Here is a 25,562-nt window from a genome sequence, read left to right as displayed (position 1 = left end):
CAGGTTACTTAGCGACCGCCGCCGCTTCCTTCCCCTTTGGCACCACCGCCAGCGTCCAGTCCGTCTCTGGCCGGAGGTAGCGTGCCGCCAGTGCCTGGATATCGCCCGGCGTCGTGCCCATCAGGTCGCTGCCCAGCGTACCGATCGCGCTCAGGCGACGGGGGTCGACGGTACCGCCGCCCATCTGCTGCATCCAGAACTGGCTGGAGGTGGAGGCGCGCATCAGTTGCTGGCCCATCGGCTTGATGGTGCGCTCCAGTTCGTCTGCACCGACCGGGTTCTTTGCCAGATCGGCCGCGATCTCACGCGACAGGCGGAAGAACAGGCCGACATTCTCGGGCGCGACCTGCCCGATCGCAACCAGCCGGCCGCCGTTGGTCGATCCCATCGGCCACTGGCTCTGTACCGAGGGGCTGTAGCTGGCCCCCGATGCCTGACGCAGCCGCTCGAACAATCGGTCGGAGAACAGTTGCGCCAGCACGTCGAGCTGGCGGCTGGTGCGGATTTCCGCAACGCCGCCCGCGGTCGGCCACGCGATCACCGCCGCCGCCTGCGTATCCGCGCCGTCATGGGTACGGATCACCGGGGTCGCGACGTGTGCGGGGAAGCGCATCGCCGGGGCGGGCGGCAGGTTGCCATCCCGCGGCTTCATCGCCCCGAACGTCGCGGCGACCGCGGCGATCGCCTCGTCGGTCTTCACGTCGCCGAACACCATCACCTCGACCGGGCCGGTGGCAAGCAGCGGCTGCCACAGCTTGCGGAAGTTCTTCGGATTCAGCTCGCCGATCTGCTGCGGGGTCGGCGTGGTGAAGCGGGGATCGCCGTCACGCAGCAACCCTTCCAGATCGCGACCGAGCACGCCCGAGGGAGAAGCCGAGAAGCCCGCCTGCGCCGCCAGCGCCCCGGCCCGCGCCCGCGCGATCGGCGCGGGGTCCCAACCGGGATAGGCCAGCTTGGCGGCCATCAGCTTCAACTGGTCCTTGTAGTCGGCCGGCGAAGTCATCGCACCCAGCAGGAACGCATCGTCGTCGATCCCGAAATCCAGCCCGATGCGCCGCCCGGCCGACAGTGCCTCCAGATCGCCTTGGTCCAGCTTGCCGACGCCGCTGGCCACCAGCGCGTTGTCGGCGGCCCAGGCCGGGGTCGGCCGGTCGGCCGGCAGCGCGCCGTAACCGCCGCCGAAGCGGGTGCGGACATAGACACGCCCCGTCTCGGACGGATTGGAGAAGACGAGCAGCCGCACCCCGTTGGCAAAGGTAACGCGTTCCAGCCCGATCCCGGCCATCGTCGTGCGGCCCGTCACGGCGCCGGGCTGGCCGAGCGACGGGAGGCTGGAGAAATCGACCGCCGCCTGTACCCGCCGCTTGCCGGCAAGACCGGTCACGTCCGCCTTCAGCGCGGCATCCAGTTTTGCCGCGACCCCGGTTTCGGGCGCCGGCGTGTTGACGATCGCGCGGGTGGCATCCCCCTGGAAGATGCGGCGGGTAGAGGCGAGTACGGTATCGGGGGTAAACATCCCCTTGTTCCGCGCATCCTTGAAGATCGCATAGGAGGTGGTGGGCGCAGTCACCGTTTCGCGGATGTCCAGCGCCTCGGCCATGTCATCGGCCTGCTTGCCCCCCGCCTCGACGCGCGAGGTTTCGACCACGGTCCGCAGGATGGTGTCATAATCCGCCAGTTCGCGGTCGATCTCGCCCTGCGTCGGCGGCTTGGCGAGCGCATCGGCGACGACCGCGCGCACCTCGCGTAACGCGGCGTCCCATTGGTTGCCGACCGGCACGATGGTGGTGAAGGTACCGTTGGCGGAGCGTTCCTGATCGTCGAGCGAGATCGACGCCTGGAGGAACGGCGCGCCGCTTCGTGCGCGTGTCTCCAGCCGGCGGCTGACGACGCGGGTGGCGATCGTGTCGACCATCCGCTTCTGGTTGAAGACGATAGTATCGGCGTTGAACCGCCACGGCCGCAGCACCGCCATCGCGACCACGGAGGGCAATCCCGGCTCGACGATCGTGGCGGTGGCGGGTTTGGCGGGATCGGGCTTGCCGAAATCGGGATCGGCGGGGTCGGGACCGATCGGTTTCCAGCCGGCGAAATGCTTGACAACGAGGCGCGACAGCAGCGCCGGGTCCATGTCACCAGAGATGATGACGACCGCGCGGCTCGGGCGATACCAGCGATCGTGGAACGCCTTCATGGCGGTGCCGTTCGCGGCCAGCAGCGTCTTCTCGGTGCCGATCGGCGACCGTTCCGCCAACCGCTGCCCGGCGAAGAACGTCTCGCGCAACGCATCCTGGAAACGGACCTGCGGGCCGGGCTGCTCGCGGCGCTCCGCCAGCACGATCGGCCGTTCTGCATCGACCGAGGCGTCGGTCATCACCGGTGCCGCCATCATGCCCGACAGGATGTGAAGCGACTCGTCGATCCCTGCCTCGGTCGCGGAGGGCAGATCGAGCTTGTAGAGCGTCTGCGTGGGCGTGGTCTGCGCGTTGGAATCCGACCCGAAGGTCGCGCCCAGCCGCTGCCATACCCGCTTCGCCTCGCCATCCGGGACATAGGCCGAGGATCGGAAGCTCAGATGCTCGATGAAGTGTGCATAACCACGCTCGGCATCCGTCTCGTGCAGCGAGCCGACGTCCATCGCGACCCGTACCGACACCTGCCCCGGTGGCACGCCGTTGCGCCGCACCGCGAAGCGCAGGCCGTTGGGCAGGGTGCCGAAACTCCACGCCGGATCGGGGGCGATGTCGCTGCCCTTGTACAGCCAGGCGGTCGTATCGACGACGACCGGCGCGGGCGTTGTCGCCACCGGGGCCGGCCGGGGTCGTGCCGCGCGCTGCTGGGCGACCAGCGGCGACGTCGAGACGAGGAGGAAGGGCAGGATGGAAGCGCGGAACGCGCGCGACAGGGACGTCATCCCTGCCATCTAGCGATACCGGGGCGATCCCGCCATGACCTGTCGCGATTTCCGCGTGCGAATACGTGTCGTTTCGATCCGCAACGGGTTGATCCCCTGCCCCGGTCGGGCCACATGCCGGATATGCTGATCGAGACAGAATCCACGCCGAACCCGGCGACGCTGAAATTCCTGCCCGGCCGCCAGGTGATGGATGCCGGCACCCGCGACTTCGCGACGCCCGAGGAGGCGGAAGCCAGCCCGTTGGCCGAGGCGCTGTTCGGACTGGGCGACGTGACCGGCGTGTTCTTTGGCCGTGACTTTGTGTCCGTCACGGTCGCGCCGGGGATCGACTGGCGCGATGTGAAGCCCGACGTGCTGTCGATCCTGCTCGATCATTTCACCGCGCACATGCCCCTGTTTCGCGGCCCCTCCGCCGGTTTCTCGGTCCCGGCCGAGGAGGAAGCATTCGCTGACGATCCCGCCGATGCGGAGATTGTCGCGCAGATCCGCGAACTGATCGAGACGCGGGTGCGCCCGGCAGTGGCGAACGACGGCGGCGACATCGTCTATCGTGGGTTCGACAAGGGCAAGGTGTTCCTGCGGATGCAGGGTGCCTGCGCGGGCTGTCCGTCGTCCAGCGCAACGCTCAAGAACGGCATCGAGCAGTTGCTGCGGCATTATGTTCCCGAAGTCACCGAAGTCAGGGCCGTTTGATGACCGCGATCGATCCCGCCGCCATCGCACAGCTGTTCACCGAGGCGCGCAGCTTCAACCACTATACCGACGAACCGGTATCGACGGCTGATCTGCATGCGATCTGGGACCTAATGAAGATGGGGCCGACCAGCGCCAACCAGCTTCCCGCCCGCATCGTCTGGTGTACCAGTGCGGAAGCGAAGGAGAAGCTCGCCGCCTGCGCCAGCGATACCAACGCCGACAAGATTCGGCAGGCGCCCGTCGCGGTCGTCATCGCGATGGATCACGAGTTCCACGAGCATCTGCCGGAGTTGTTCCCCCACACCGACGCCAAGAGCTGGTTCGACGGCAATGCCGAACTGCGCGCCGCCTCCGCCTTTCGCAATTCGACGTTGCAGGGCGCCTATCTCATCATGGCGGCGCGCGCGCTGGGGCTGGATACCGGGCCGATGTCCGGGTTCGATGCGGGCGCGGTCGACAAGGCGTTTTTCAGTGACCAGCCGGCGGTGAAGACCAATTTCATCGCAACGCTGGGCCATGGCGATCGCGCGACGCTGCACGGCCGTTCGCCGCGCCCCGCGTTCGACCGGTTCAACACGATCGCCTGAACGGCCGCGAAGGAAGCGCCGTGCAGGCCGACACGCTGGTCATCGAGACCGCCACCGCCGCCTGCTCGGTCGCGCTGCTCGCGAGCGGGCAGGTGATCGAGGCACGGTATGAGGAGATTGGGCGGGGCCATGCCGAACGGCTCGTTCCGATGATCGCAGAACTGTCGGGTGGCGGCCGCGCCCCGCGCATCCTGGTCGATGTCGGGCCGGGCAGCTTCACCGGCGTGCGCGTCGGCATCGCCGCGGCGCGCGGACTGGCGCTGGGCTGGGGCAGCGAGGTGCGCGGCTTTTCCTCCCTGGCGCTAGTCGCCGCCGCCGCACTGGCACGCCGGCCGTCCCCATGGATCGCCGCGCTGCTCGAAGCCGGTCATGGCGAGGTTTTCATGCAGATGTTCGATGTCGCGCTGACTCCGCTTGGCGAGGTGGTTTCGCTGCCCCCTGCTGCCGCCGCGGCGGCGCTGGCGGGTTGTCCGGCGGTGGGCAGCGGCGTGCGTCGGCTGGCCGGGATGGCGCCCAACTTGACCGGCGATCTGACCGATGCGCTGCCCGACGCGCGCGACGTGCCGCTGCTGCCGATGCGGCTCGCCGATCTCGACCCGCGCCCGCTCTACGGCCGTGCGCCCGATGCGAAGCTGCCCGGCTGATGGCGACCCGGCTCGTCACGCTGCGTCAGGGCGATGCCCGCGATGCCGGCACCGTCGATGCGCTGATGGCGGCGGCGTTCGATCCTCGTTTCGGAGAGGCCTGGACGCGCAGCCAGTGCCTGGGCGTACTGGCGATGCCGGGCGTGCGGCTGTTGCTGGCGATAGTCGATGACGAGCCGGCCGGCTTCTCGCTGACCCGCGCGATCGCAGGCGAGGCGGAGCTGCTGCTGCTCGCGGTGGCGCCGCCGTTCCGGCGCACCGGCGTCGGCCGTGCGTTGATGGAGGCGGTGGTCGCGGATTGCCGGATTCAGGACGCCACCATCCTGCATCTGGAGGTGCGTGCCGATAACGACGCGCTGTACCTCTACCGCGCCACCGGTTTCGCCAAGGTCGGCGAACGGCGCGGCTATTATCGCGGTCGCGACGGCCGGCAATATGACGCGCATACCTATTCATTGGCGCTTGGATCGACCTGATCGGCTTATTGCGAGTCGGTATCTCTTTTCGCAACAAGCGTTCCGGCCTACAAGGACGGTATCGAAGGGATTTCACGACATGCCGCGCAATATCGATCTGGAAGCACTCTGCCATGAAAAGGGGCTGCGCATCACCGAGCAGCGCCGCGTGATCGCGCGCGTCCTGTCGGAGGCGGAGGATCACCCCGACGTCGAGAAGGTGTACGAACGCGCCTCCGCGATCGACAAGGGCATCTCGATCGCCACCGTCTATCGCACCGTCCGCCTGTTCGAGGAGGCGGGTATCCTCGACCGCCACGATTTCGGCGACGGCCGCGCCCGGTACGAACCCTCGCCCGAGGCGCATCACGATCACCTGATCGATGTCGAGACCGGCCGCGTGCTCGAATTCGTCGATCCGGAACTGGAGCAGCTCCAAAAGGCAATCGCCGAGCGGCTGGGCTTCCGGCTGGTCGATCACCGGATGGAACTCTACGGCGTCAGCCTCGACCGCAAGAACTGACCGCACGTGGGGGCGATCCGCGCCGGTCTCCGCCTGATCGCGCTGGCCGCCCTGCTGCTGACGTTGCTGCCGGTCCACGGCGTCTGGCGACTGGCGCGGCGGCCCTCCTCCTGGCCCCGGCGTTTTCTGGCAACGTGCGCGCGGATCGTCGGCGCGCGGCCGGTGACGATGGGCACGCCCCTGCCCCGCGACGTGGTGATCCTTGCCAATCATCTGTCATGGATCGATATCCTGTTGCTGGCCGGGTTCGCCAATGCGGTGTTCGTTGCCAAGGGCGAATTGCGCGCCGTCCCGCTGGTCGGCTGGCTGGCGGCGCTGAACGACACGATCTTCGTCGCGCGGAGTGAACGCATGGCGGTGGGCGCGCAGGTGGATGCGGTGCGCGCCGCACTCGGCCCGCGCCCGGTGGCGATCTTTCCGGAAGGGACGACGGGCGCCGGGGTGACGCTGCTCCCGTTCAAGTCCGCCCTGCTCGCCGCACTCGATCCCGCGCCACCGGGGGTACGGGTGCAGCCGGTGGCGATCGATTACGGCGCGGCAACGCGGGAACTGGCATGGACGGGCGGCGAAACGGGGGTGGCCCATGCACTGCGCGTCCTGCGGCGGCGCGGTGGCTTTACCGCGCATCTCCGCTTCCTGCCGCCGATCGCCCCGGCCGGCCGCAAGGCGATCGCGGCGGATGCGAGGCGGCAGATCGAGGCGTCGTGGGCACCGACCGTCGGATAGTTCACGCGCGCATCTTCTCCGACGTGACCGGGGAAGCCCCCTCCCCCCGCGCCGCCATTTTTGCTACGGCCCCCGGATGAAACCCGCCCCCAAGACATTCCACGTCAAATCCTTCGGCTGCCAGATGAACGTCTATGACGGCGAGCGGATGGCGGAACTGATGGCGGCACAGGGGATGATCGCGACGGCGGCGGGCGAGGCCGATCTGGTCGTGCTCAACACCTGCCACATCCGCGAACGCGCGACCGAGAAGGTCTATTCGGACATCGGCCGCCTTCGCAAGGACGCGCGCAAGGTCGGTCGCGACCCGATGATCGCGGTCGCCGGCTGCGTCGCGCAGGCGGAAGGGGCGGAGATCGTAGCCCGCGCCAAGGTGGACGTGGTGGTCGGCCCGCAGGCCTATCACAACCTGCCCGGCCTCGTCGCGCAAGCCGCCGCCGGTCAGGCGGCGCTCGACACCGATATGCCGCTCGCCTCCAAGTTCGGCCGGCTGCCGGCGCGCCGCCGGGTCGGCCCGTCGGCGTTCCTGACCGTGCAGGAGGGATGCGACAAGTTCTGCACCTATTGCGTCGTGCCCTATACGCGCGGGGCGGAGATCAGCCGGCCGTTCGCCGCGATCGTCGACGAAGCGCGCGCATTGGTCGATGCCGGCGCGCGGGAGATCACGCTGCTCGGCCAGAACGTCAACGCCTGGACCGACGGTGCCGAGGAACACAACCGGCGTGGCCTGCACGATCTGATCCGCGACCTCGACCGGATACCGGGGCTGTCGCGTATCCGCTACACCACCAGCCATCCCAACGACATGACGCAGGGGCTGATCGACGCGCACGGCGATGTCGAAAGCCTGATGCCGTTCCTGCACCTGCCGGTCCAGTCCGGTTCCACCCGCATCCTGAAGGCGATGAACCGCAGCCATGGCCGCGACGATTATCTCCGTCTGCTCGACCGGGTGCGCGCGGTACGGCCGGACATCGCGCTGTCGGGCGATTTCATCGTAGGTTTCCCGCGGGAAACTTCCGACGATTTTGCCGACACGCTCAGCCTGGTCGACGCGGTCGGCTATGCACAGGCCTTCTCGTTCAAATATAGCCCCCGCCCCGGCACCCCTGCCGCCGACATGGACGACGAGGTGCCGGAAGCGGTGATGGACGAACGGTTGCAGGCGTTGCAGGCCGCGCTCGGTCGCGACCAACAGGCGTTCAACCGCGCCAGCGTCGGGCGGACCTGTACCGTGTTGATCGAACGGCCCGGCAAACTACCCGGACAGATGCTCGGCAAATCGCCTTGGCTACAATCGGTGCATGTGATGGGCGACCATACGATCGGCGATCTGGTCGAGGTGGAACTGACCGCCGCCGGCCCGGTGTCCCTGTCGGGGAGGGTGCGGCGATTGCTGGCGGCGTGAGTCTTCAATCCGTCACGCCGATCGCCTAAGCGCTCCTGATAAAAGGGAGAAAATCACATGACCATGTTGCGTAAGCTGGCGCTCGGCACGCTTGCCGCCCTGTCGTTGGCCAGCACGTCCGCGGCGGCGGCGACGATCGATACCACCTCGGGGCTCTTGCGGGGCGCGGCGCTCGGCCGGTTTGGCAATGCCGCAGGCCAGAGCTTCACAGCGGTCGACAATGTCCTGACTTCGATCGCGTTTCAATTCAGCGAGGCCAATCGCGCCAACGCCAACGATGCCTATACACTCGACCTGCTGACGGGCGACGGACTGGCGGGCAGGTCGCTGCTGGGGACGCCGATCAGCTTCACAGTCACCACGACAGGTCGTGGGTTCACCTTCACCAGCGTCGCGCTGCCCAACATCGCCGTGACTGCCATGGAGCGCTACACGGCAGTGCTGCGCAGCACGAACACGCGCTATGCCGTGGGTCTCGGTCCCGATGTACAGAGCGGCGTCACCCGCGACGCCTATACCGGCGGTCAGGCTTATTTCGCCGCTGCTCCCTATCCGAACTGCGCGAACGCCAGCACCAGCAATTGCGATCTGAATGCGCGGATTACAGGCACCACCGTCGCCGCCGTGCCGGAACCTGCGACCTGGGCGACGATGTTCCTCGGCCTGTCGCTGGGCGGGGTCGCGCTGCGCCGGCGTGCGCGTCGGCCGGTACGGCTCGCAGCCTGAAGAAATCGTGCGCAAGCGTCCGCCGCGCGGGCGGCGGACGCTTGCGCATCGGCCGGAGAGTGGCCACCTTTCCGGCTGAGAATTCCACGGAAAGGACCGCATGAGTCGCAAGCCAGTACCCGCCCAGGCGGGTGAACGTTCCCGCGTCGAGGTGCTGTTCGACAGGCCACAGGCGCTGGCGCAACTGTTCGGGCAGTACGACCAGAATCTGGTCGCGCTCGAAAACCGGCTCGGCGTCTACATCACCGCGCGGGGCAACCGCATCGGGCTGCAGGGCACCGCCGAACAGGTCGCGATCGCGCGCGACGTGCTGCGCGATCTGTACCGCCGGATCGAACGCGGCGAACAGGTCGATACCGGGCTGGTCGATGCCGCGATCGCGATGGCGAACGAGCCGACGCTGGACGGTATCGTCTCCGCCGAGGGGCAGGGGCGCGGTGGTCCCGGCATCATGATCCGCACCCGCAAGAAGACGATCGTGCCGCGTACCCCGGCGCAGGCGCATTACATGCGCGAACTGGTGGCGAACGACATGATCTTCGCCCTCGGGCCGGCAGGTACCGGCAAGACCTATATCGCGGTCGCGCAGGCGGTGGCGCAGCTTATCACCGGCAGCGTCCAGCGGCTGATCCTGTCGCGCCCGGCAGTGGAGGCGGGCGAAAAGCTCGGCTTCCTGCCCGGCGACATGAAGGAGAAGGTCGATCCCTATCTCCGTCCGCTGTACGATGCGCTGTACGACTGCCTGCCCGCCGAACAGGTGGAACGCCGGATCGCCAGTGGTGAGATCGAAGTGGCGCCGATCGCCTTCATGCGCGGCCGGACCTTGGCGGATGCCTTCGTGATCCTCGACGAGGCGCAGAACACCACGCCGGCACAGATGAAGATGTTCCTGACCCGGTTCGGCCAGAACAGCCGCATGGTGATCTGCGGCGATCCCAATCAGGTCGACCTTCCCGGCGGCGTCGCGGCCTCCGGCCTCGCCGACGCGGTTCGCCGGCTGGAGGGGGTGGAGAGCATCGCAATGAGCCGCTTCACCGCCGCCGACGTGGTCCGCCATCCGATCGTCGGGCGGATTGTCGAAGCCTATGAAGGGGTCGGCGGCACCGGTTGATGGCGGAGATATACCGGAGGCGGGCATGGCATTGTTATATGTCAGGGATAAGGAAACCAGTCGGCCGGTTCAAGAACTGGCGAACCGCCGCAATCTGACCAAGACGGCGGCGGTTCGGCTGGCGCTGACCAATGAGTTGGAACACTACCAGCCTCGGCAGTTTGCGATGGAGATCACCGATGAATTTCATCGAATGTCGACACTCAGATCCGATCCGTCGGTCATGATCGACAAGGCCTTCTATGACCCGTTGAACGACGAGGAAGAGGATTGACGATCCTCATCGATGCGTCGGCTTTCGTAGCCATTGTTCGCCGTGAGCCGGGGTGCATGCAATTGGCAATTGCCATCGATGCCGATCCCGATCGCCTGACGAGCAGTATCGCCCTATTGAAAGCCGCCCGGGCGTTGGGTCGACCACCGGCAAAAGGGATCGCGAAAAGAATGGTGGAAGCGGTGCGATATTGTACCGCCCTAGATATTCTTATCGTGCCGTTCGATGCCGTAGAATCACGCGAAGCGACCCGCGTCCATGACCGTTACGGCAAGGGCGCCGGCCATCCCGCCCGGCTCAACATGGGCAATGGTTTCACCCATGCCTGCGCCAAGACTCACGAGGCGCGCCTGCTCTACAAGGGCGACGATTTCATTCACACGGACTTGGGCTAGGACACGGGCATGATCCAGATCGAACTCTCCTGCGAATCCCCCTGGCCCGATGGCGACTGGGACGCACTGGCCGATCGCGCCGCGCGCGCCGCGATCGAGCGGACGCCGCACGGCCCCCTGCTCACCACTCCTGCCACGATCGAGGTCAGCGTGCGCCTGACCTCGGACGAGGAGGTTCATGCGCTGAACCGGCAATATCGCCAGAAGGACAAGCCGACCAACGTCCTGTCCTTTCCGATGGTGCAGCCCGACCTGATCGACACGATCAGCCAGAATTCCGACGATGGCGAGGTGTTGCTGGGCGATATCGTGCTGGCGCACGGTGTCTGCGTCGCGGAAGCGGCGGAACGCGGGATACCGGTGGAGGCCCATGCCACCCATTTGATGGTGCACGGTGTGCTCCACCTGCTAGGCTATGACCACATGTCCGATGACGAGGCGGAGGCGATGGAGGATATCGAGCGGCAGGCGCTGCACGGTCTCGGCATCGCTGACCCTTATCTGATACGCGAGGAATAAGTGTCCGAAGACCGAAGTAGCGCCGCGGGCGGCGACAGCGACAGCATCTGGCGGGGGTTGAAATCCCTGATCTTCGGCAACGATGCCGAGGAATCCCTGCGCGACCAGCTGGAAGAGGCGATCGACCGGCACGAGGGCGATCCCGCCCCCGATGCCAAGGGCGATCTGAGCCAGTTGGAACGGCAGATGGTGCGAAACCTGCTCCATTTCGGCGAGCGCGATGCCGGCGATGTCGGCGTGCCACGCGCGGATATCATCGCGGTGGAGGAGAAGACAACCTTCGCCCGTCTCGTCCAGATCTTCGCGGAGGCCGGCCACAGCCGCCTGCCGGTGTACCGCGAGAAGCTCGATACGATCATCGGCATGGTCCATATCAAGGACGTGTTCACGATCCTGGCGACCGGGGCGCCACACCCGGAGGACCTGTCGGGTCTGATCCGCGAGCCGTTATATGTGCCGATGTCGCGCGGCGCGCTCGACGTGCTGGCCGATATGCGATCGAAGCGGGTACATCTGGCGGTGGTGCTCGACGAATATTCCGGCACCGAGGGGCTGGTGACGATCGAGGACCTGATCGAGGAGATCACCGGCGATATCGAGGACGAGCATGACGATGCGCCCACCGCGCTGCTGATCCCGCTCGATGGCGGTGGCTGGGATGCCGATGCCCGCGCGCCGCTGGAACAGGTGGCGCAGGTGGTCGACGAACGGCTGGGTGAAACCGAGGAGGATGTCGATACGCTGGGCGGCCTTGCGGCGGTGCTGGCGGGGCGGGTGCCACCGGTCGGCGAGTGCGTCGATCACGTGTCGGGGTGGAAGCTGGAGATCACCGATGCCGACGAGCGCCGCGTCCACCGCCTGCGCCTGCATCCCCCGGTCGCATTGGCCATCGAAGAAGACTAAGCATCTGGATGAAGGCGCATCCCGGTGCGGCTTCATCCCTGTTCGCTATCGATCCGATCATCGTTTTCGCCGCACGCATCATCGTCATATACAATGACCGCCATGTCATTGATCGAGCCAGCCACTTAAACCCATCAGGCTAAATCGTTGCCGTTCTACCCCCGAATCCCTTATCTGGTTGGCAGCATACGATAGCGCGATCGAGGAGAGAGACATGGACGCGATCACCGAAGGCAGCCCGATCAATGATCCCGCCAAGCAGCCGGCTGCAAAGCGCGCGCTGCTGGGCCGCACGGCCCGCGACTGGTGGCCCGATACGCTACCGCTGGAAATCCTGCAGGGTCCGGGGCTGGCCGTCAGCCCGCTGGGTGATGATTTCGATTACCGCGCCGCGTTCAAGACGCTCGACTATGCGGCGGTGAAGGCGGACATCACCGCCCTGATGACGGACAGCCAGCCGTGGTGGCCGGCCGATTACGGGCATTACGGCCCCTTCTTCATTCGCATGGCATGGCATTCGGCCGGCACCTACCGCACCGGTGACGGGCGCGGCGGTTCGTCGTCGGGCGCGCAGCGATTCGCGCCGCTCAACTCGTGGCCCGACAACGGCAATCTCGACAAGGCGCGCCGCCTGCTCTGGCCGATCAAGCAGAAATATGGTCGCGCGCTCAGCTGGGCGGACCTGTTCATCCTGACCGGCAACGTCGCGATCGAATCGATGGGCGGCCCCACTTTCGGCTTCTCCGGCGGTCGTGCCGACGTGTTCGAGCCGTTGAAGGACATCTATTGGGGCACCGAGGAGGAATGGCTCGGCCAGACCCGGATCGACGAAGAAGCCGGCATGGCGCTGGAGGAGCCGCTTGCGGCGATCCAGCATGGTCTGATCTACGTGAACCCCGAAGGCCCCGGCGGCTGCCCCAACCCGATGGGATCGGCGCGCGACATGCGTGAGACGTTCGCCCGGATGGGCATGGACGATGTGGAAACCGCGGCACTGACCGCAGGCGGCCATACCTTCGGCAAGGCGCACGGCAATGGCGATGCGTCGAAGGTCGGCAAGGAGCCGGAAGGCTCGGACATCGCCAGTCAGGGGCTTGGGTGGACATCGACCCACGGCACCGGAATGGGCGACGATACGATCACCAGCGGGATCGAAGGCGCGTGGACGCCGACGCCGATCACGTGGGACATGACCTATTTCGACATGCTGCTCGACCATGAATATGAACTGGTCCGCAGCCCCGCCGGCGCGCATCAGTATCAGCCGGTCGGCAACCCTGCGGAGACGCTGGCCCCCGGCGCACATTCGCCCGACAAGCGCGTGCCGACGATGATGACTTCCGCCGACATGGCGCTGAAGGTCGACCCGGCATATCGCGCGGTAATGGAGAAATTCCGGGCGGACCCCGAATATTTCGCCAACGCCTGGGCGCGCGCCTGGTTCAAGCTGACCCATCGCGACATGGGCCCGAAGCAGCGTTACCTCGGCCCGGAAGTGCCGACCGAGGACCTGATCTGGCAGGACCCGATCCCCAAGGCGGATTACAAGCCGATCGACAGCTTCGACGTCACCGATCTGAAGAAGGCGATCGCCAATTCCGGTCTGGAAATCGCCGAACTGGTCAGCACTGCCTGGGCATCGGCCTCGACCTGGCGCCGGTCGGACCATCGCGGCGGTGCCAACGGCGCGCGCATCCGTTTCGCGCCGCAGAAGGACTGGGACGTCAACGAGCCCGAACAGCTCGCCCGCGTGCTGGCGGTGTATGAGGGGATCAAGGCGGAGTTCGACGCGAAGGACCCGAGGGAGGGTGCCAAGCGCGTCTCGATCGCCGACCTGATCGTGCTGGGCGGTTCGGTCGGGATCGAGGCGGCGGCGAAGGCGGCCGGCCATGAGGTCGAGGTGCCCTTCACCCCCGGCCGCACCGACGCGACCGAGGAACAGACCGACGCCGAGAGCTTCAAGGTGCTGGAGCCCAAGGCCGATGCGTTCCGCAACTATCTCCAGACGCGCTTCACCGTGCCGACCGAGGAGTTGATGGTGGACAAGGCACAGTTGCTCGGCCTGTCCGCGCCGGAGATGACGGCGTTGATCGGCGGCCTGCGCGTGCTGGGCGCGAACCATTCGAGCGCGAAGGCGCACGGGGTGTTCACCGACCGGCCGGGTCAGTTGACCACCGACTTCTTCGTCAACCTGCTCGACATGAATACCGCGTGGAAGCAGGTCAGCGAGGAGAGCGATCAGGAATATGTCGGCACCACCCGCGGCACGCACGATCACCGCTGGACCGCGTCGCGCACCGATCTGGTGTTCGGCTCCAACTCGCAGCTCCGCGCGCTGGCGGAAGTCTATGCCTGTGCCGATGCCGGGCCGACGTTCGTCGCCGACTTCGTGACGGCGTGGACCAAGGTGATGAACGCTGACCGTTACGACCTGCTCGACTGATCGGGCGCACGACGAATGATAAAGGGGGCGTCGGCAGCCATGTCGGCGCCCCCTTTCGTTTGCCGCGCGTCTTTCCTTCGCGGCATTGCCGCGCCCGCGCCTGCCGCCTAGATATCGTCCATGCTCAAACACGTCCTGCGCGTCCTCGCGCTCGTCATCATCGTCGGGGGCGCGATCGTCGCCTATATCGCGTGGCCGGACACCGCGACGCTGCCGATCGCCGCCGTGCAGGGCGACCGGCCGGATATCTCCGCCCCACGCGTGCAGACCATCCCTACCGTCAAGGTCGCCGATGTGGTCGGCTGGCCCGCCGGCACCACGCCGACCGCCGCCGCCGGCCTGCGTGTCGGGGCATTCGCGGCGGGGCTGGATCATCCCCGCTGGCTATACGTGCTGCCGAACGGCGACGTGCTGGTCGCCGAAACCAACAGCCCCCCGCGCAAGGGCGGCGGCATTCAGGGCTGGGTGATGGGCCTGCTGATGGGCAAGGCGGGGGCGGGCGTCCCCTCCGCCAACCGCATCACCCTGTTGCGCGACACCAACGGCGACGGCGTGGCGGAGACGCGGTCGGTGTTCATGTCGGGGCTCAACTCGCCGTTCGGCATGGCACTGATGGACGGGCAACTCTACATCGCCAACACCGATGCGCTGGTGCGCGTGCCCTATACCGAGGGCGCGACGAAGATCACCGCGAAGCCCGAACTGGTCGTTAAGCTGAACGGCGGCGGCAACCACTGGGCGCGCAACGTCATCCCGGCGGCCGACGGCAAGACGCTGTTCGTCAGCGTCGGCTCGGCCAGCAACATTGCCGAAGGCGGGATGGAGGCGGAGAAATACCGCGCCAACATCCTGCAGATATGGCCCGACAAGAACTGGCGCATCTATGCCGCCGGCCTGCGCAACCCGGTCGGCATGGCGCTGAACCCGACGAACGGCAATCTGTGGACGGTGGTGAACGAGCGCGACATGCTCGGCTCCGACCTCGCTCCCGATTACCTGACGCAGGTGGAGTTCGGCGATCAGTTCGGCTGGCCCTGGTATTACTGGGGCGGCTATCCCGATGATCGGGTCGAGCCGAAGCGGCCGGAGCTGCAGGAATATTCCAAGCGCCCCGATTACGCGCTGGGACCGCATGTCGCGGCATTGGGCCTGACCTTCGCGAAGGATGCGAAGCTGGGCGACCGGTGGACGCAGGGTGCGTTCGTCGGCGAGCATGGTTCGTGGAACCGCAAGCCGGTGTCGGGATACAAGGTGGCGTGGGTGCCCTTCGCCGCCAACGGCTATCCGGCGAAGGGGGCCAAGCCGGTCGACGTGCTGACCGGCTTCTTGGACGCGGAGGGCGATGCGCGTGGCCGCCCGGTTGGCGTGACCATCGACCGTGGCGGTGCGCTGCTGGTGGCGGACGATGTCGGCAACCGTATCTGGCGGGTGACGGCGGCCCGCTGAGGCCCCGCCCCTTTCCTTTCGGTCCGGCCCCTGTCCGCCGGACGCCCATGGAGATGCCCGGGATGACCCAGTGGACGATCGGCATCATCGGCGGCTCCGGCCTGTACGGCATGGAGGGGCTGACGGATACCGAATGGCTCGACCCCGACACGCCGTGGGGGCCGCCGTCGGACCGGTTGCTGCGCGGGCGGATCGGGCCGGTCGGTTTCGTCTTCCTGCCGCGTCACGGCCGGGGCCATCGCCTGCCCCCGGCCGCGATCAACGCCCGCGCCAATATCCACGCGCTGAAGGCGGCGGGCTGCACCGATCTGCTCGCGATCTCGTCGATCGGATCGTTGCGGGAGGAACTGGCGCCGGGCCGGTTCGTGGTGGTGGACCAGTTCATCGACCGCACCGTCCACCGCGAATCGAGCTTCTTCGGCCCCGGCCTCGTCGCCCATGTCTCGATGGCCGATCCGGTCTGCCCGCGCCTGTCGGCGCTGGTGGCCGATGCCGCCATCGCGGCGGGCGCTGACGTGACGCGCGGCGGCACCTATCTGGCGATGGAGGGGCCGCAATTTTCCACCCGTGCCGAAAGCCTGTTGTACCGGCAATGGGGCGCCGACGTGATCGGAATGACCGCGATGCCGGAAGCGAAACTGGCGCGGGAGGCGGAGCTGCCCTACGCGCTGCTCGGCATGGTCACCGATTATGATTGCTGGCGGCCCGATACCGCCCATGTCGAGGTGGCGGAGGTGCTGGCCCGCGTCGGCGCCAACGGCACGCTGGCAAAGGCCGCGATTGCGCGGCTGGCCGACATGCTGCCGGTGACCCGTACGGCGTCACCGATCGATACGGTGCTGGATCAGGCGATCATCACCGCCCCCGCCTGTCGAGATCAGGCGATGCTGGCCCAACTGGGCCCGATCGTGCAGCGAACGGTCGCCGCCTGATCTCCGCACCCTGATCCGGGTGTCAGACCTTGGCGGCGAACAGCAGGCGGTCGGGACCAAGCCGCGCGAAGACTTGGTCCAGATCGCTCTCGCCGACTGCGAAACAGCCTTGGCTGCGCCCCAGCATCCCGTGCGTGCGGATCATATCCGGGTTGGCGTACCATGCGGAATGGATCACGATCGCGCGACCGAGCGCATTGTTGTTGGTCGGGTCCAGCCCCTGCAGCCGCTGCGACCGGCCGTGCTTGCCTACATAATAATCGGCTGTGACGAACGCCCCCTCGCATGAGGCGTTGGAGCCGAAATCATTGGAAAAGCGCCGGACATAGCCCGTGTGCGAGGGATCGGAACCGCTGCCGTGCGACACCAGCAGCGATTCGCTGCGCCCGCTGGCCAGATCGACGAAATGGAAGCGCGGCTGCGACGATCCAGCGGTGAAGTCGGCGATCGCGATCCGGTCGCGCTTGCGGATGTGCGCGCCATGACGGTCAAGCGAGGCAATGGCGCGGCGCAACAGTTCGGGGCGCACGACGCGCGACGACACGATCGGGCTTGCCGGCATCCGCTGTGCGGAAGCGCGGTTAGCGGCAGCGGTTTCGCTGTCCCGTCCGGCGGCGGGACGGATCGCGGAGGCCACGGCCCCCGGTACGGCCAGCGATCCCGTCAGGATCAGTCCATTGGATAAAAAGGCGCGGCGCGTGCGCGCGACATCATGATCGTGCATCGATTACCCGAAAATATCGTGGGCCCCTATGTCATGCTTAATAGCATGGAATGCCGGCGATTCCGCCCCGTTGCAGCTTGATTGTTCCCGAACCGGGCTCGCCCTGCCGCAAGGAATACACCATTCGCCCGGCACCGACGATGGCACGAAATGCTGCATAACGCGTTTGGCAAGTCAAGACAGTGAAAGCGTAACAAGGATCAAGTTGCGATGAATCGCATTCTCTCTCTCGTCGCCATGACGACCTTGGTCTTGGCCACCCCTGCCAAGGCAAGCAATACCCATGATGCAACGATGGCGGTCGAAACCGCCGCGGCGACGCTGGCGCCCAACCGTTTCGTCTGGCCCGATGCCAGCCTGGTCGATCCGGTGATGCGCCCGGTAACCGTCGTGGTCAGCATCCCGTTGCAGCGCGCCTTCGTCTATCGCGGTGACACGCTGGTCGCCGCGTCCAGCGTGTCGACGGGCAAGGACGACAAGCCGACGCCGGTCGGCATCTATCCGATCCTGCAAAAGAACGAGAAGCACCGGTCGAATCTGTACAACGACGCGCCGATGCCCTTCATGCAGCGACTGACCTGGGATGGCATTGCGCTCCATGCCGGTCGTAATCCGGGCTTCCCCGATTCGCATGGCTGCATTCGCCTGCCGACCGAATTCGCCAAGAAGCTGTTCGCGATCACCGATGTCGGCACCACCGTGGTCATCACCGATGATTTTGTCGAAGGCAGCACCCTGGATCGCAACATGCTGGTGACGGAAGTGATGCGGGCCAATGCCGAACAACTGGCTGTCCTGCCTTGAACGGATCGATCAGGCCGGAAAACCCAATGCCCGCAGTCGTGGCACAAGATCGTCGATGCCGGTGAATAGAATGCCGGTCATCCCCACCGCGTCGGCACCGGCGACGTTGGCAGCGTTGTCGTCGATAAATACCGTTCCCTTGGCCGGCAAGCCGAAACGGTCGAGCGCCAGTCGATAGATCGCGGCATCGGGCTTCACCAGCTTCTCCTCGCCCGACACGACGATGCCGCGGAACCGGTCGAACAGCGCCGCCTCCGTCGCCCGGAACGGCGGGAAGAATTCGTGGCTGAAATTGGTGATCGCGAACAGCGGCACCCCGGCGGCATCCAGCCGCGCGACCAGATCGTGCATGCCGGGGATCGGGCCGGGAATGCTTTCCGCGAACCGCGGCCCCCACGCGGCGATCAGATCGGCATGATGCGGATGCAACGCGGTGAGTTCCGCCGAGGTATCGGCGAAATCGCGCCCGGCATCATGCTGGAAATGCCAGTCCACGGTGACCACATCGCGCAGGAACGACTCGAGCGCCTCACCCCTGGGGATGAGACGCTCGTAAAGAAACCGTGGGTCCCAGTCGTAGAGGACCCGGCCGATGTCGAAGATGATCGCCGACATGTGTGTGGCCGGGGCCGGGCGGATCAGCCCTGGCGTGCCTTGAACCGGCGGTTCGTCTTGTTGATGACATAGGTGCGCCCGCGACGACGGATCACGCGGTTATCGCGGTGACGGTCCTTGAGCGACTTCAGCGAATTGCGGATCTTCATGGGTTGCGCGCTTCTGTTGGAATGGTTCGGAAAGTGCTGGCGCCTAGTGTTCGCAGGCGCTCAAGTCAAGCAACGGACCACCGGTTCCGTGCGTTCCACCTTCGCAACGTTCATGAGGTATCGATGTCCATCCGCCCGACCGCCCTGCTTACCCCCGCCCTTCTTGCCGCCGGCCTCGCGCTGTCCGGTTGCGCCACGGGTGGTGCGCTGCCCCCGACCGAGGTGATCCGCTACCATCTGGGCGCCCCGCTCGATCGCGGCACGATTCGCGTCGAGCCGCTGACCGCCGGCACCGCCAGCATCGAGTTCAAGACCTATGCCGCCGCGGTCGAGACGCAACTGCTGCGCAACGGCTATACCCTGCCCGCGCCGGGTGCGCAGCCGCTGCTGGTGGCGACCGTCGGGTTCAACCGCGCCAACCGGCTGGGGCCGCCGCGCCAGTCGCCGGTCACGGTCGGGCTGGGCGGCGGATCGTTCGGCGGCGGGCGTGGCGGCGGCGTCGGTCTGGGCGGCGGCATCGGCTTCCCGATCGGCGGTGGCGGCGCACGGGAACTGGTCGCGACCGAACTGGTGGTGACGATCAAGCGCCGGCTGGATCAGTCCCCGGTCTGGGAGGGGCGCGCACAGGCGATCAGCGACCCGCGCAAGCCGGATGGGGATGCGGGGATGATGGCCGGAAAGCTGGCGACCGCACTGTTCACGGGGTTTCCGGGAGAGTCGGGGCGCACTATCGAGGTGAAATGACGCTCACCACCTCCACCGCCTCCACCCCGGCTCCGGCCCCGGCGCTGCCCGTCCCCACCATCAATGCCGCCTTTGACGGCGGCAACATCCAGGTCGTCTCGATCGACGACACCGGCCCGGAAACCCGGATCGACCTGTCGATCGCCACCGATCGCGACTCGGATTTCTTTCAGTGGTTTTATTTCCGCCTCGCCGGCGTGGCGGCGGGGCGGACGGTGGTTTTCCGCATCCTGAACGCGGGCAGGTCGGCCTATCCGTTCGGCTGGCCCGGTTACAAGGTGCGTGGGTCGACCGACCGGACGGCATGGCGAATGGTCGATACCGGCTATGCCGACGGGGTGCTGGAATGGCGCTGGACCGCGCAGACGCCGCTGGCGTGGTTCGCCTATTTCCAGCCCTATACGATGGAGCAGCACGAGGCGCTGGTTGCCCGGATCGCGCAGGCGCCGGGGGTGTCGCACCGCGAACTGGGCCAAAGCCTCGACGGGCAGGCGATCGATTATCTGCGGATCGGCACCGGTCGCAAGCAGGTTTGGCTCTATGGTCGCCAGCATCCCGGCGAATCGATGACCGAATGGTGGATGGAAGGCGCGCTGGAACGGCTGACCGATCCCGCCGATCCGGTGACGCGCGATCTGCTGGCGAAGGCCACCTTCCATGTCGTGCCCAACATGAACCCGGATGGCACCCGTCGCGGCCATCTGCGCACCAATGCGGCGGGTGTGAACCTCAACCGCGAATGGCATGCCCCCTCGCCCGAACGCAGCCCCGAAGTGCTGTGCGTGCGCGCCATGATGGATGCCACCGGCATCGACGTGGCGATGGACATCCATGGCGACGAGGCGATCCCCGCGAACTTCGTTGCCGGGTTCGAGGGCATTCCGTCTTGGACCGATGAACATGGCGAGAAGTTCTACGAGTTCGGCCGCCGGCTCGCCGCGCACACCCCCGATTTTCAGACCGAGCAGGGCTATCCCAAATCTGCGCCGGGCACCGCCAACCTGTCGATGTCGACCAACCAGCTCGCCGAACGGTTCGGCGCGGTATCGATGACGCTGGAGATGCCGTTCAAGGATCATGACCCCAATGCCGATCCCGAATTCGGCTGGAGCGGCGAACGGTCGAAGAAGCTGGCCCATGCGATGCTGGAAACCCTGGCCGGCATGATCGACGAGATATGACCGACGGCCTTGTCATCCGGCCCGACGATCCCGGCGCGGCGCATGTCGCGGATCTGCTGGTCTACCATCTGGCCGAACTGCGCGGTCATATGCGCGACTTCGCCTTCGCACTCGATGCGAACGGGCTGTCGGCCACCGGCGTCTCCTTCTGGACGGCGTGGCGGGGCGACATGCTGGTCGGCTTCGCGGCGCTGAAGCGGCTGGACGACGAGGTGGCCGAACTGAAGTCGATGCGCGCGGCCCCCGCAGCGCGGAGCACCGGCGTGGGCCGCGCGCTGCTGGCGCATGTCGTCGCCGTTGCCCGATCGCGGGGGTATCGTCGCCTCTATCTCGAAACCGGCACGGCGGCGCTGCACGCGCCGGCGGTGGCGCTGTATCGCAGCGCCGGTTTCATGGACTGTCCGCCCTTTGCCGACTATCAGCCCAGCCCGCACAACCAGTTCATGTCGCTGCCGCTCCAAGGCAGTTCATAATACTCCCGCTCGAAGGAAACCGTATGCCTCAGCTCGTCCTCATCCGTCACGGCCAGTCCAGCTGGAATCTGGAAAACCGCTTCACTGGCTGGTGGGACGTCGACGTGACCGAGCAGGGCGCGCGCGAGGCGAAGGCGGCGGGCGAGCTGATGGCGGCGAAGGGCCTCGACTTCGACCAGACCTTCACCAGCCTCCAGCTGCGCGCGATCAAGACCCTGAACATCGCGCTGGAGGCGATGGGCCGCCTCTGGCTGCCGACCGAAAAGCACTGGCGCCTGAACGAACGCCATTATGGCGGCCTGACCGGCCTCGACAAGGCGGAGACGGTGGCGAAGCATGGCGAGGCGCAGGTGAAAATCTGGCGCCGCAGCTTTGACGTGCCGCCGCCGCTGGGCGAGCCGGGCGGCGCGTTCGACCTGTCGAACGACCGACGCTATGCGGGCATCCCGATCCCGCAGACCGAAAGCCTGAAGGACACGATCGCCCGCGTCCTACCCTATTGGGACGATCGCATCGCCCCGGCGCTGCGCGACGGGCAGCGCGTGCTGATCTCCGCCCACGGCAATTCGCTGCGCGCGCTGGTGAAGCACCTGTCGAACATCCCAGACGACGAGATCACCGGGCTGGAGATTCCGACCGGCCAGCCGATCGTCTACGAACTGGACAATGGCCTGACCCCGACCGACCGCTATTATCTGAGCGAACGTTGATCGCCGGGGCGGCGCACGTCCCTCGCCGCCCGACCGTCATTTCCGCCCGCGCGGGAATGACGGCGGCGGCGAAACCAACCGTTGCCCCACCCCCCCGGCATCGCTAGTCAGCCCGCTTCGGTGGAGGGCAATGTGACAGCGCAGGTCGGCATCATCATGGGCTCGACGTCCGATTGGGACACGATGTGCCATACCGCCACGACGCTCGATACGCTCGGCATCGCGTATGAGACGAAGGTAGTATCCGCGCACCGCACCCCGCAGCGGCTGGTCGACTATGCGACGACGGCGGCCGATCGCGGCTTGCAGGTGATCGTGGCGGGCGCCGGTGGTGCGGCTCACCTGCCGGGGATGGCGGCGGCGATGACCCATCTGCCGGTGCTGGGCGTGCCGGTGGAATCCAAGGCGTTGAAGGGCATGGATAGCCTGCTCTCGATCGTGCAGATGCCCGGCGGCATTCCCGTGGGCACGCTGGCGATCGGCAAGGCCGGTGCGATCAACGCCGCGCTGCTCGCCGCCGCGATCCTCGCCTTGGCGGACCCGGCCCTGGCGGAACGGCTGAAGGCATGGCGCGCGGCCCAGACCGACGGCGTCGCGGTCGACCCGGCATGATCGCGCCCGGCGGCACGATCGGCATCCTGGGCGGCGGGCAGTTAGGCCGGATGCTCGGCGTCGCGGCGGCGCAGCTCGGCTATCGCACGCATGTGCTGGCGCCGGACCGCGAAAGCGTGGCGGCGCAGACCGCGTCGAGCATGACCCGCGCCGACTATCACAACCGCATCGTGCTGGCCGATTTTGCCGCCGCCTGTGACGTGGTGACCTACGAGTTCGAGAATATCGCGCTGGCCCCGGTCGAATGGCTGGCCGAGCGCGTGCCCGTCCACCCCCATCCCCGCGCGCTGGCGGCGGCGCAGGAACGGATCGCCGAGAAACGCTTCGTCGAGCGGGTCGGCGGCCGGCCGGCACGCTGGGCGGCGGTCGACAGTCTCGCCACGCTGGAGGCCGCGATCGCCGAGGTGGGCACCCCGGCAGTGCTGAAAACCGCGCGTTTCGGCTATGACGGCAAGGGGCAGGTGCGCCTCTCCTCGCCCCAGGATGCGACGGAAGCATGGACGGCGATCGGCGGTCCGGCGGTGCTGGAGGCGTTCGTACAGTTCGAGCACGAATTCTCGATCCTGATCGTGCGCGGGCAGGACGGCGATACCCGCCGCTATGACGCCCCGCTCAACATCCACCATGACGCGATCCTGCGCACCTCCACCCTGCCCGCGCCGCCTGCAGTGCTGGCGCAGGTGGAGGAAGCCAGCACGCTGGCCTGCCGGATCGCCGCCGAGCTGGATTATGTCGGCGTGCTGGCCTGCGAGTTCTTCGCAACCTCCGAAGGCCCGGTGTTCAACGAGATGGCGCCACGCGTCCACAATAGCGGCCACTGGACGATCGAGGGGGCCGAAACCTCGCAATTCGAGAATCATATCCGCGCGATCTGCGGCCTGCCGCTCGGATCGACCGCGCTCACCGGGCGGGAGGTGACGATGCGCAACCTGATCGGCGACGACGACTGGCAAGGCGTGCTGGCCACGCCGGGCGAACATCTCCACCTCTATGGCAAAGGCACTGCCCGGCCGGGCCGCAAGATGGGCCACGTCACCACGGTGAACAGGCGCGCGGATCGCGGCGTGGCGGAAAGCGACGTTACCGGATAGGAACGTGGCATGAACGCCCGCCTAATGCTCCTCGCCTGTTCGCTGCTCACCATCGCGGCCGCGCCGCAAACGGCATCGCCGCCAGCACCCGCGCCGTCACCCACCGCCGCACCCCGCCCCTATGCGACCGTCGCGGTGACGATCACCACCACCGAGGGGCCGATCACGCTGGCGCTCGAACGGGAGCGTGCGCCCATCACCACCGCCAATTTCCTGCGTTACGTCGATAAAAAGCGGTTCGACGGCACCAGCTTCTACCGTGCGATGCCGCTGGGGGAGAGTGCGGGACTGATCCAGGGCGGCGTGCGCAATCGCAGCGACCTGATCCTGTCGCCAATCGCGCACGAGCCGACGACGACGACCGGGCTGACGCATGACGATGGCGCGATCTCGCTGGCGCGGGCGGCGCCGGGCAGCGGGCGCGGTGATTTCTTTATCGTGGTGGGATCGGTGCCGACCCTCGACGCAAATCCGGCGGCGAGCGGCGACAAGCTGGGCTATGCCGCGTTCGGCCATGTCACCGCCGGCATGGACATCGTCCGCCGCATCCTCCGCGTCCCGACCGCCGCCGGCGGCCCGCCGGGCATGACGGGGCAGATCCTGTCGGCCCCGGTGAAGATCGTCAGCGTGCGGCGGACGGCGGCAGCGCGTTAGGCCCGTTTCGTCATTGCGAGCGCAGCGAAGCAATGACGATCGGTTGGACCAGGCAGGAACCTCAGCGCCGCACGTCCAGCCCGCCCGCCAGATAGGCGTCGAGATCGGCCTGCCGGAACAGCCCGGCATCACCCGGCAGCGAATGCTTGAGCGCCGCCAACGCCACGCCGGTCGCGGCAGCCTGCGCGATGTCGTGTCCCGATCGCAAGGCGTGGAGCACGCCGGCGGCGAAGGCATCACCGCCACCGATCCGGTCGACGATCCCGGCCAGCACGACCTCCTCAGTCTGCGCGGTGCCATCGCGCGTGTCGATGCGCGCGGCGATGCGGTGGAGATCGACATGCTCGACATGACGCGCGGTCGACGCGATCGTCTGCAGGCGCGGAAAGGCTTCGAACGCCGCCTCGGCGGCATGGCGGCGGCGATCCTCGCCATCCCCGGAGAAGTCGTCGCGACCGAGCAGCAGCGCGATATCGCGGTGGTTGCCGAACATCAGGTCGGCATGGGCCACCAGTTCGGTCAGGATCGCGCGTGGGTTCGAATCCCACCGCTCCCACAATTTGCCGCGCCAGTTGCCGTCGAACGATACCGCGATGCCGCGATCGGTGGCGGCGCGGGCGGCGGCGATCGCGCTGTCGGCCGGCACCGGCCCCAGCGCGGGGGTGATGCCCGACAGATGCAGACGGTCGACCCCCGCCAGCAGCGCGTCCCAGTCCCATGCTGCCACCGGCGCCTGCGCGAACGAGGACCATGCCCGGTCGTAGATCACCTCGGTCGCACGCATCCCGGCGCCCGAGGTGACGAAATACAGCCCCATGCGATCGCCACCCAGCGCGATCGTGCCGGTATCGACGCCGTGTCCGCGCAGGGTGGAAATTGCGGCACGGCCCAGATCATTGTCGGGTACGAGCGTGGCGATGCCGGCATCATGGCCCAGCTTCGCCAACTGGGTGACGACGTTCGCCTCCGCCCCGGCGACCCACACGTCGAACCGGGGCGTCTGCATCAGCAGTTCGCGGCCGGGGGGCGACAGGCGCAGCATGATCTCGCCGAACGCCAGAAACTTCGCCATGCCCTACTCCCTTGCGGCGCCCCGGCGC

29 protein-coding genes are annotated in these 25,562 nt (G+C 67.1%); 24 read left to right on the top strand and 5 right to left on the bottom strand.

Annotated elements, in window-relative coordinates:
* Positions 1–4: 4 nt before the first annotated feature.
* Positions 5–2,914 (bottom strand): M16 family metallopeptidase, encoded by a 2,910-nt coding sequence (locus ABD719_RS09765; RefSeq protein ID WP_344693186.1) that lies wholly within the window; start codon positions 2,912–2,914, stop codon positions 5–7.
* Between the two features lie 123 nt (positions 2,915–3,037).
* Between ABD719_RS09765 and ABD719_RS09760 the strand changes: the two genes are divergently transcribed.
* The 16 genes from ABD719_RS09760 (at position 3,038) to mtnP (ending at position 16,705) form a co-directional block, all read left to right on the top strand.
* Complete coding sequence (locus ABD719_RS09760) at positions 3,038–3,610, top strand: NifU family protein (protein ID WP_192124244.1); 573 nt, start codon at positions 3,038–3,040, stop codon at positions 3,608–3,610.
* Positions 3,610–4,200: a malonic semialdehyde reductase gene (locus ABD719_RS09755; RefSeq protein ID WP_344693185.1), complete on the top strand. Its 591-nt coding sequence runs from the start codon at positions 3,610–3,612 to the stop codon at positions 4,198–4,200. Before ABD719_RS09760 ends, ABD719_RS09755 begins: the two co-directional genes overlap by 1 nt.
* A 20-nt stretch (positions 4,201–4,220) precedes the next feature.
* The gene (gene tsaB / locus ABD719_RS09750; RefSeq protein WP_344693184.1) at positions 4,221–4,844 is read left to right on the top strand and encodes a tRNA (adenosine(37)-N6)-threonylcarbamoyltransferase complex dimerization subunit type 1 TsaB; all 624 of its coding nucleotides are present in this window, start codon (positions 4,221–4,223) and stop codon (positions 4,842–4,844) included.
* Positions 4,844–5,320 carry a GNAT family N-acetyltransferase gene (locus ABD719_RS09745; protein WP_344693183.1) on the top strand — a complete coding sequence of 159 codons (477 nt, stop codon included), beginning with the start codon at positions 4,844–4,846 and terminating at the stop codon, positions 5,318–5,320. Before tsaB ends, ABD719_RS09745 begins: the two co-directional genes overlap by 1 nt.
* A 79-nt stretch (positions 5,321–5,399) precedes the next feature.
* Entirely contained in the window at positions 5,400–5,822 is a 423-nt protein-coding gene (locus tag ABD719_RS09740) for a Fur family transcriptional regulator (RefSeq protein WP_192123449.1), read from the top strand.
* A gap of 6 nt (positions 5,823–5,828) precedes the next feature.
* Complete coding sequence (locus tag ABD719_RS09735) at positions 5,829–6,548, top strand: lysophospholipid acyltransferase family protein (RefSeq protein ID WP_344693182.1); 720 nt, start codon at positions 5,829–5,831, stop codon at positions 6,546–6,548.
* 76 nt (positions 6,549–6,624) lie between these two features.
* The gene (gene miaB, locus ABD719_RS09730; RefSeq protein ID WP_344693181.1) at positions 6,625–7,956 is read left to right on the top strand and encodes a tRNA (N6-isopentenyl adenosine(37)-C2)-methylthiotransferase MiaB; all 1,332 of its coding nucleotides are present in this window, start codon (positions 6,625–6,627) and stop codon (positions 7,954–7,956) included.
* A gap of 57 nt (positions 7,957–8,013) precedes the next feature.
* Positions 8,014–8,682: a PEPxxWA-CTERM sorting domain-containing protein gene (locus ABD719_RS09725; RefSeq protein WP_344693180.1), complete on the top strand. Its 669-nt coding sequence runs from the start codon at positions 8,014–8,016 to the stop codon at positions 8,680–8,682.
* Positions 8,683–8,782: 100 nt separating this feature from the next.
* Positions 8,783–9,793: a PhoH family protein gene (locus ABD719_RS09720; protein ID WP_344693179.1), complete on the top strand. Its 1,011-nt coding sequence runs from the start codon at positions 8,783–8,785 to the stop codon at positions 9,791–9,793.
* A 25-nt stretch (positions 9,794–9,818) separates the two neighbouring features.
* Positions 9,819–10,067, top strand: coding sequence for a type II toxin-antitoxin system VapB family antitoxin (locus ABD719_RS09715; protein WP_344693178.1), 249 nt, complete (start codon positions 9,819–9,821; stop codon positions 10,065–10,067).
* Positions 10,064–10,462: a type II toxin-antitoxin system VapC family toxin gene (locus ABD719_RS09710; RefSeq protein ID WP_344693177.1), complete on the top strand. Its 399-nt coding sequence runs from the start codon at positions 10,064–10,066 to the stop codon at positions 10,460–10,462. The genes ABD719_RS09715 and ABD719_RS09710 overlap by 4 nt, the downstream gene beginning before the upstream one ends.
* Positions 10,463–10,471: 9 nt before the next feature.
* Complete coding sequence (gene ybeY, locus ABD719_RS09705) at positions 10,472–10,981, top strand: rRNA maturation RNase YbeY (RefSeq protein ID WP_344693176.1); 510 nt, start codon at positions 10,472–10,474, stop codon at positions 10,979–10,981.
* The gene (locus tag ABD719_RS09700) at positions 10,982–11,884 is read left to right on the top strand and encodes a hemolysin family protein (protein WP_344693175.1); all 903 of its coding nucleotides are present in this window, start codon (positions 10,982–10,984) and stop codon (positions 11,882–11,884) included.
* 214 nt (positions 11,885–12,098) lie between these two features.
* On the top strand, positions 12,099–14,327 hold the full coding sequence (gene katG / locus ABD719_RS09695) for a catalase/peroxidase HPI (protein WP_344693174.1): 2,229 nt from the start codon (positions 12,099–12,101) through the stop codon (positions 14,325–14,327).
* Between the two features lie 120 nt (positions 14,328–14,447).
* Positions 14,448–15,773 carry a PQQ-dependent sugar dehydrogenase gene (locus ABD719_RS09690; protein WP_344693173.1) on the top strand — a complete coding sequence of 442 codons (1,326 nt, stop codon included), beginning with the start codon at positions 14,448–14,450 and terminating at the stop codon, positions 15,771–15,773.
* 62 nt (positions 15,774–15,835) lie between these two features.
* A complete protein-coding gene (gene mtnP, locus ABD719_RS09685; RefSeq protein ID WP_344693172.1) occupies positions 15,836–16,705 on the top strand; it encodes an S-methyl-5'-thioadenosine phosphorylase in 870 nt (289 codons plus the stop codon).
* Between the two features lie 22 nt (positions 16,706–16,727).
* Here mtnP and ABD719_RS09680 read toward each other — a convergent pair whose 3' ends face one another.
* Positions 16,728–17,429 carry a murein L,D-transpeptidase catalytic domain family protein gene (locus ABD719_RS09680; RefSeq protein WP_344693171.1) on the bottom strand — a complete coding sequence of 234 codons (702 nt, stop codon included), beginning with the start codon at positions 17,427–17,429 and terminating at the stop codon, positions 16,728–16,730.
* A 210-nt stretch (positions 17,430–17,639) separates the two neighbouring features.
* Between ABD719_RS09680 and ABD719_RS09675 the strand changes: the two genes are divergently transcribed.
* Complete coding sequence (locus ABD719_RS09675) at positions 17,640–18,233, top strand: L,D-transpeptidase family protein (protein ID WP_344693170.1); 594 nt, start codon at positions 17,640–17,642, stop codon at positions 18,231–18,233.
* Positions 18,234–18,242: 9 nt separating this feature from the next.
* On the opposite strand, the gene ABD719_RS09670 is transcribed toward ABD719_RS09675, so the two are convergent.
* Positions 18,243–18,848, bottom strand: a complete 606-nt coding sequence (locus tag ABD719_RS09670) for an HAD family hydrolase (protein WP_344693169.1) — start codon at positions 18,846–18,848, stop codon at positions 18,243–18,245.
* 23 nt (positions 18,849–18,871) lie between these two features.
* Positions 18,872–18,997, bottom strand: coding sequence for a type B 50S ribosomal protein L36 (ykgO, locus tag ABD719_RS09665; protein ID WP_003046794.1), 126 nt, complete (start codon positions 18,995–18,997; stop codon positions 18,872–18,874).
* Positions 18,998–19,120: 123 nt separating this feature from the next.
* On the opposite strand from ykgO, the gene ABD719_RS09660 reads away from it, so the two are divergent.
* The 7 genes from ABD719_RS09660 to ABD719_RS09630 all read left to right on the top strand — a co-directional run bounded on the left by ABD719_RS09660 (position 19,121) and on the right by ABD719_RS09630 (position 24,462).
* Positions 19,121–19,741 (top strand): DUF4136 domain-containing protein, encoded by a 621-nt coding sequence (locus ABD719_RS09660; RefSeq protein WP_192123489.1) that lies wholly within the window; start codon positions 19,121–19,123, stop codon positions 19,739–19,741.
* Positions 19,738–20,922 carry a M14 family metallopeptidase gene (locus tag ABD719_RS09655; RefSeq protein ID WP_344693168.1) on the top strand — a complete coding sequence of 395 codons (1,185 nt, stop codon included), beginning with the start codon at positions 19,738–19,740 and terminating at the stop codon, positions 20,920–20,922. Before ABD719_RS09660 ends, ABD719_RS09655 begins: the two co-directional genes overlap by 4 nt.
* Positions 20,919–21,395, top strand: coding sequence for a GNAT family N-acetyltransferase (locus tag ABD719_RS09650; protein WP_344693167.1), 477 nt, complete (start codon positions 20,919–20,921; stop codon positions 21,393–21,395). The genes ABD719_RS09655 and ABD719_RS09650 overlap by 4 nt, the downstream gene beginning before the upstream one ends.
* A gap of 23 nt (positions 21,396–21,418) precedes the next feature.
* Entirely contained in the window at positions 21,419–22,105 is a 687-nt protein-coding gene (gene gpmA, locus ABD719_RS09645) for a 2,3-diphosphoglycerate-dependent phosphoglycerate mutase (RefSeq protein WP_344693166.1), read from the top strand.
* Positions 22,106–22,237: 132 nt separating this feature from the next.
* A complete protein-coding gene (gene purE / locus ABD719_RS09640; protein ID WP_344693165.1) occupies positions 22,238–22,717 on the top strand; it encodes a 5-(carboxyamino)imidazole ribonucleotide mutase in 480 nt (159 codons plus the stop codon).
* Positions 22,714–23,808 (top strand): 5-(carboxyamino)imidazole ribonucleotide synthase, encoded by a 1,095-nt coding sequence (locus ABD719_RS09635; RefSeq protein WP_344693164.1) that lies wholly within the window; start codon positions 22,714–22,716, stop codon positions 23,806–23,808. Before purE ends, ABD719_RS09635 begins: the two co-directional genes overlap by 4 nt.
* 9 nt (positions 23,809–23,817) lie before the next feature.
* Positions 23,818–24,462, top strand: coding sequence for a peptidylprolyl isomerase (locus ABD719_RS09630; protein WP_344693163.1), 645 nt, complete (start codon positions 23,818–23,820; stop codon positions 24,460–24,462).
* 61 nt (positions 24,463–24,523) lie between these two features.
* Here ABD719_RS09630 and ABD719_RS09625 read toward each other — a convergent pair whose 3' ends face one another.
* Positions 24,524–25,534: a sugar kinase gene (locus tag ABD719_RS09625; protein WP_344693162.1), complete on the bottom strand. Its 1,011-nt coding sequence runs from the start codon at positions 25,532–25,534 to the stop codon at positions 24,524–24,526.
* Positions 25,535–25,562 lie beyond the last annotated feature (28 nt).

Source organism: Sphingomonas cynarae (assembly GCF_039537815.1).
Classification (GTDB): Bacteria; Pseudomonadota; Alphaproteobacteria; order Sphingomonadales; family Sphingomonadaceae; genus Sphingomonas; species Sphingomonas cynarae.
The sequence above is the reverse complement of the archived record's forward strand: the minus strand, read 5'-3'. Positions and strand labels throughout refer to the sequence as shown.

Bases quoted from the DNA above. Each gene is read 5' to 3' on its own strand.
- ABD719_RS09745 (WP_344693183.1), top strand. From the start codon at position 4,844: ATGGCGACCCGGCTCGTCACGCTGCGTCAGGGCGATGCCCGCGATGCC.
- ABD719_RS09690 (WP_344693173.1), top strand. From the start codon at position 14,448: ATGCTCAAACACGTCCTGCGCGTCCTCGCGCTCGTCATCATCGTCGGG.
- ABD719_RS09765 (WP_344693186.1), bottom strand. From the start codon at position 2,914: ATGACGTCCCTGTCGCGCGCGTTCCGCGCTTCCATCCTGCCCTTCCTC.
- ybeY (WP_344693176.1), top strand. From the start codon at position 10,472: ATGATCCAGATCGAACTCTCCTGCGAATCCCCCTGGCCCGATGGCGAC.
- ABD719_RS09670 (WP_344693169.1), bottom strand. From the start codon at position 18,848: ATGTCGGCGATCATCTTCGACATCGGCCGGGTCCTCTACGACTGGGAC.
- ABD719_RS09660 (WP_192123489.1), top strand. From the start codon at position 19,121: ATGTCCATCCGCCCGACCGCCCTGCTTACCCCCGCCCTTCTTGCCGCC.
- ABD719_RS09625 (WP_344693162.1), bottom strand. From the start codon at position 25,534: ATGGCGAAGTTTCTGGCGTTCGGCGAGATCATGCTGCGCCTGTCGCCC.
- ABD719_RS09760 (WP_192124244.1), top strand. From the start codon at position 3,038: ATGCTGATCGAGACAGAATCCACGCCGAACCCGGCGACGCTGAAATTC.
- katG (WP_344693174.1), top strand. From the start codon at position 12,099: ATGGACGCGATCACCGAAGGCAGCCCGATCAATGATCCCGCCAAGCAG.
- gpmA (WP_344693166.1), top strand. From the start codon at position 21,419: ATGCCTCAGCTCGTCCTCATCCGTCACGGCCAGTCCAGCTGGAATCTG.
- ABD719_RS09635 (WP_344693164.1), top strand. From the start codon at position 22,714: ATGATCGCGCCCGGCGGCACGATCGGCATCCTGGGCGGCGGGCAGTTA.
- ABD719_RS09720 (WP_344693179.1), top strand. From the start codon at position 8,783: ATGAGTCGCAAGCCAGTACCCGCCCAGGCGGGTGAACGTTCCCGCGTC.
- miaB (WP_344693181.1), top strand. From the start codon at position 6,625: ATGAAACCCGCCCCCAAGACATTCCACGTCAAATCCTTCGGCTGCCAG.
- ABD719_RS09725 (WP_344693180.1), top strand. From the start codon at position 8,014: ATGACCATGTTGCGTAAGCTGGCGCTCGGCACGCTTGCCGCCCTGTCG.
- mtnP (WP_344693172.1), top strand. From the start codon at position 15,836: ATGACCCAGTGGACGATCGGCATCATCGGCGGCTCCGGCCTGTACGGC.
- ABD719_RS09715 (WP_344693178.1), top strand. From the start codon at position 9,819: ATGGCATTGTTATATGTCAGGGATAAGGAAACCAGTCGGCCGGTTCAA.
- ABD719_RS09755 (WP_344693185.1), top strand. From the start codon at position 3,610: ATGACCGCGATCGATCCCGCCGCCATCGCACAGCTGTTCACCGAGGCG.
- ABD719_RS09680 (WP_344693171.1), bottom strand. From the start codon at position 17,429: ATGCACGATCATGATGTCGCGCGCACGCGCCGCGCCTTTTTATCCAAT.
- ABD719_RS09655 (WP_344693168.1), top strand. From the start codon at position 19,738: ATGACGCTCACCACCTCCACCGCCTCCACCCCGGCTCCGGCCCCGGCG.
- ykgO (WP_003046794.1), bottom strand. From the start codon at position 18,997: ATGAAGATCCGCAATTCGCTGAAGTCGCTCAAGGACCGTCACCGCGAT.
- ABD719_RS09630 (WP_344693163.1), top strand. From the start codon at position 23,818: ATGAACGCCCGCCTAATGCTCCTCGCCTGTTCGCTGCTCACCATCGCG.
- ABD719_RS09650 (WP_344693167.1), top strand. From the start codon at position 20,919: ATGACCGACGGCCTTGTCATCCGGCCCGACGATCCCGGCGCGGCGCAT.
- ABD719_RS09740 (WP_192123449.1), top strand. From the start codon at position 5,400: ATGCCGCGCAATATCGATCTGGAAGCACTCTGCCATGAAAAGGGGCTG.
- ABD719_RS09675 (WP_344693170.1), top strand. From the start codon at position 17,640: ATGAATCGCATTCTCTCTCTCGTCGCCATGACGACCTTGGTCTTGGCC.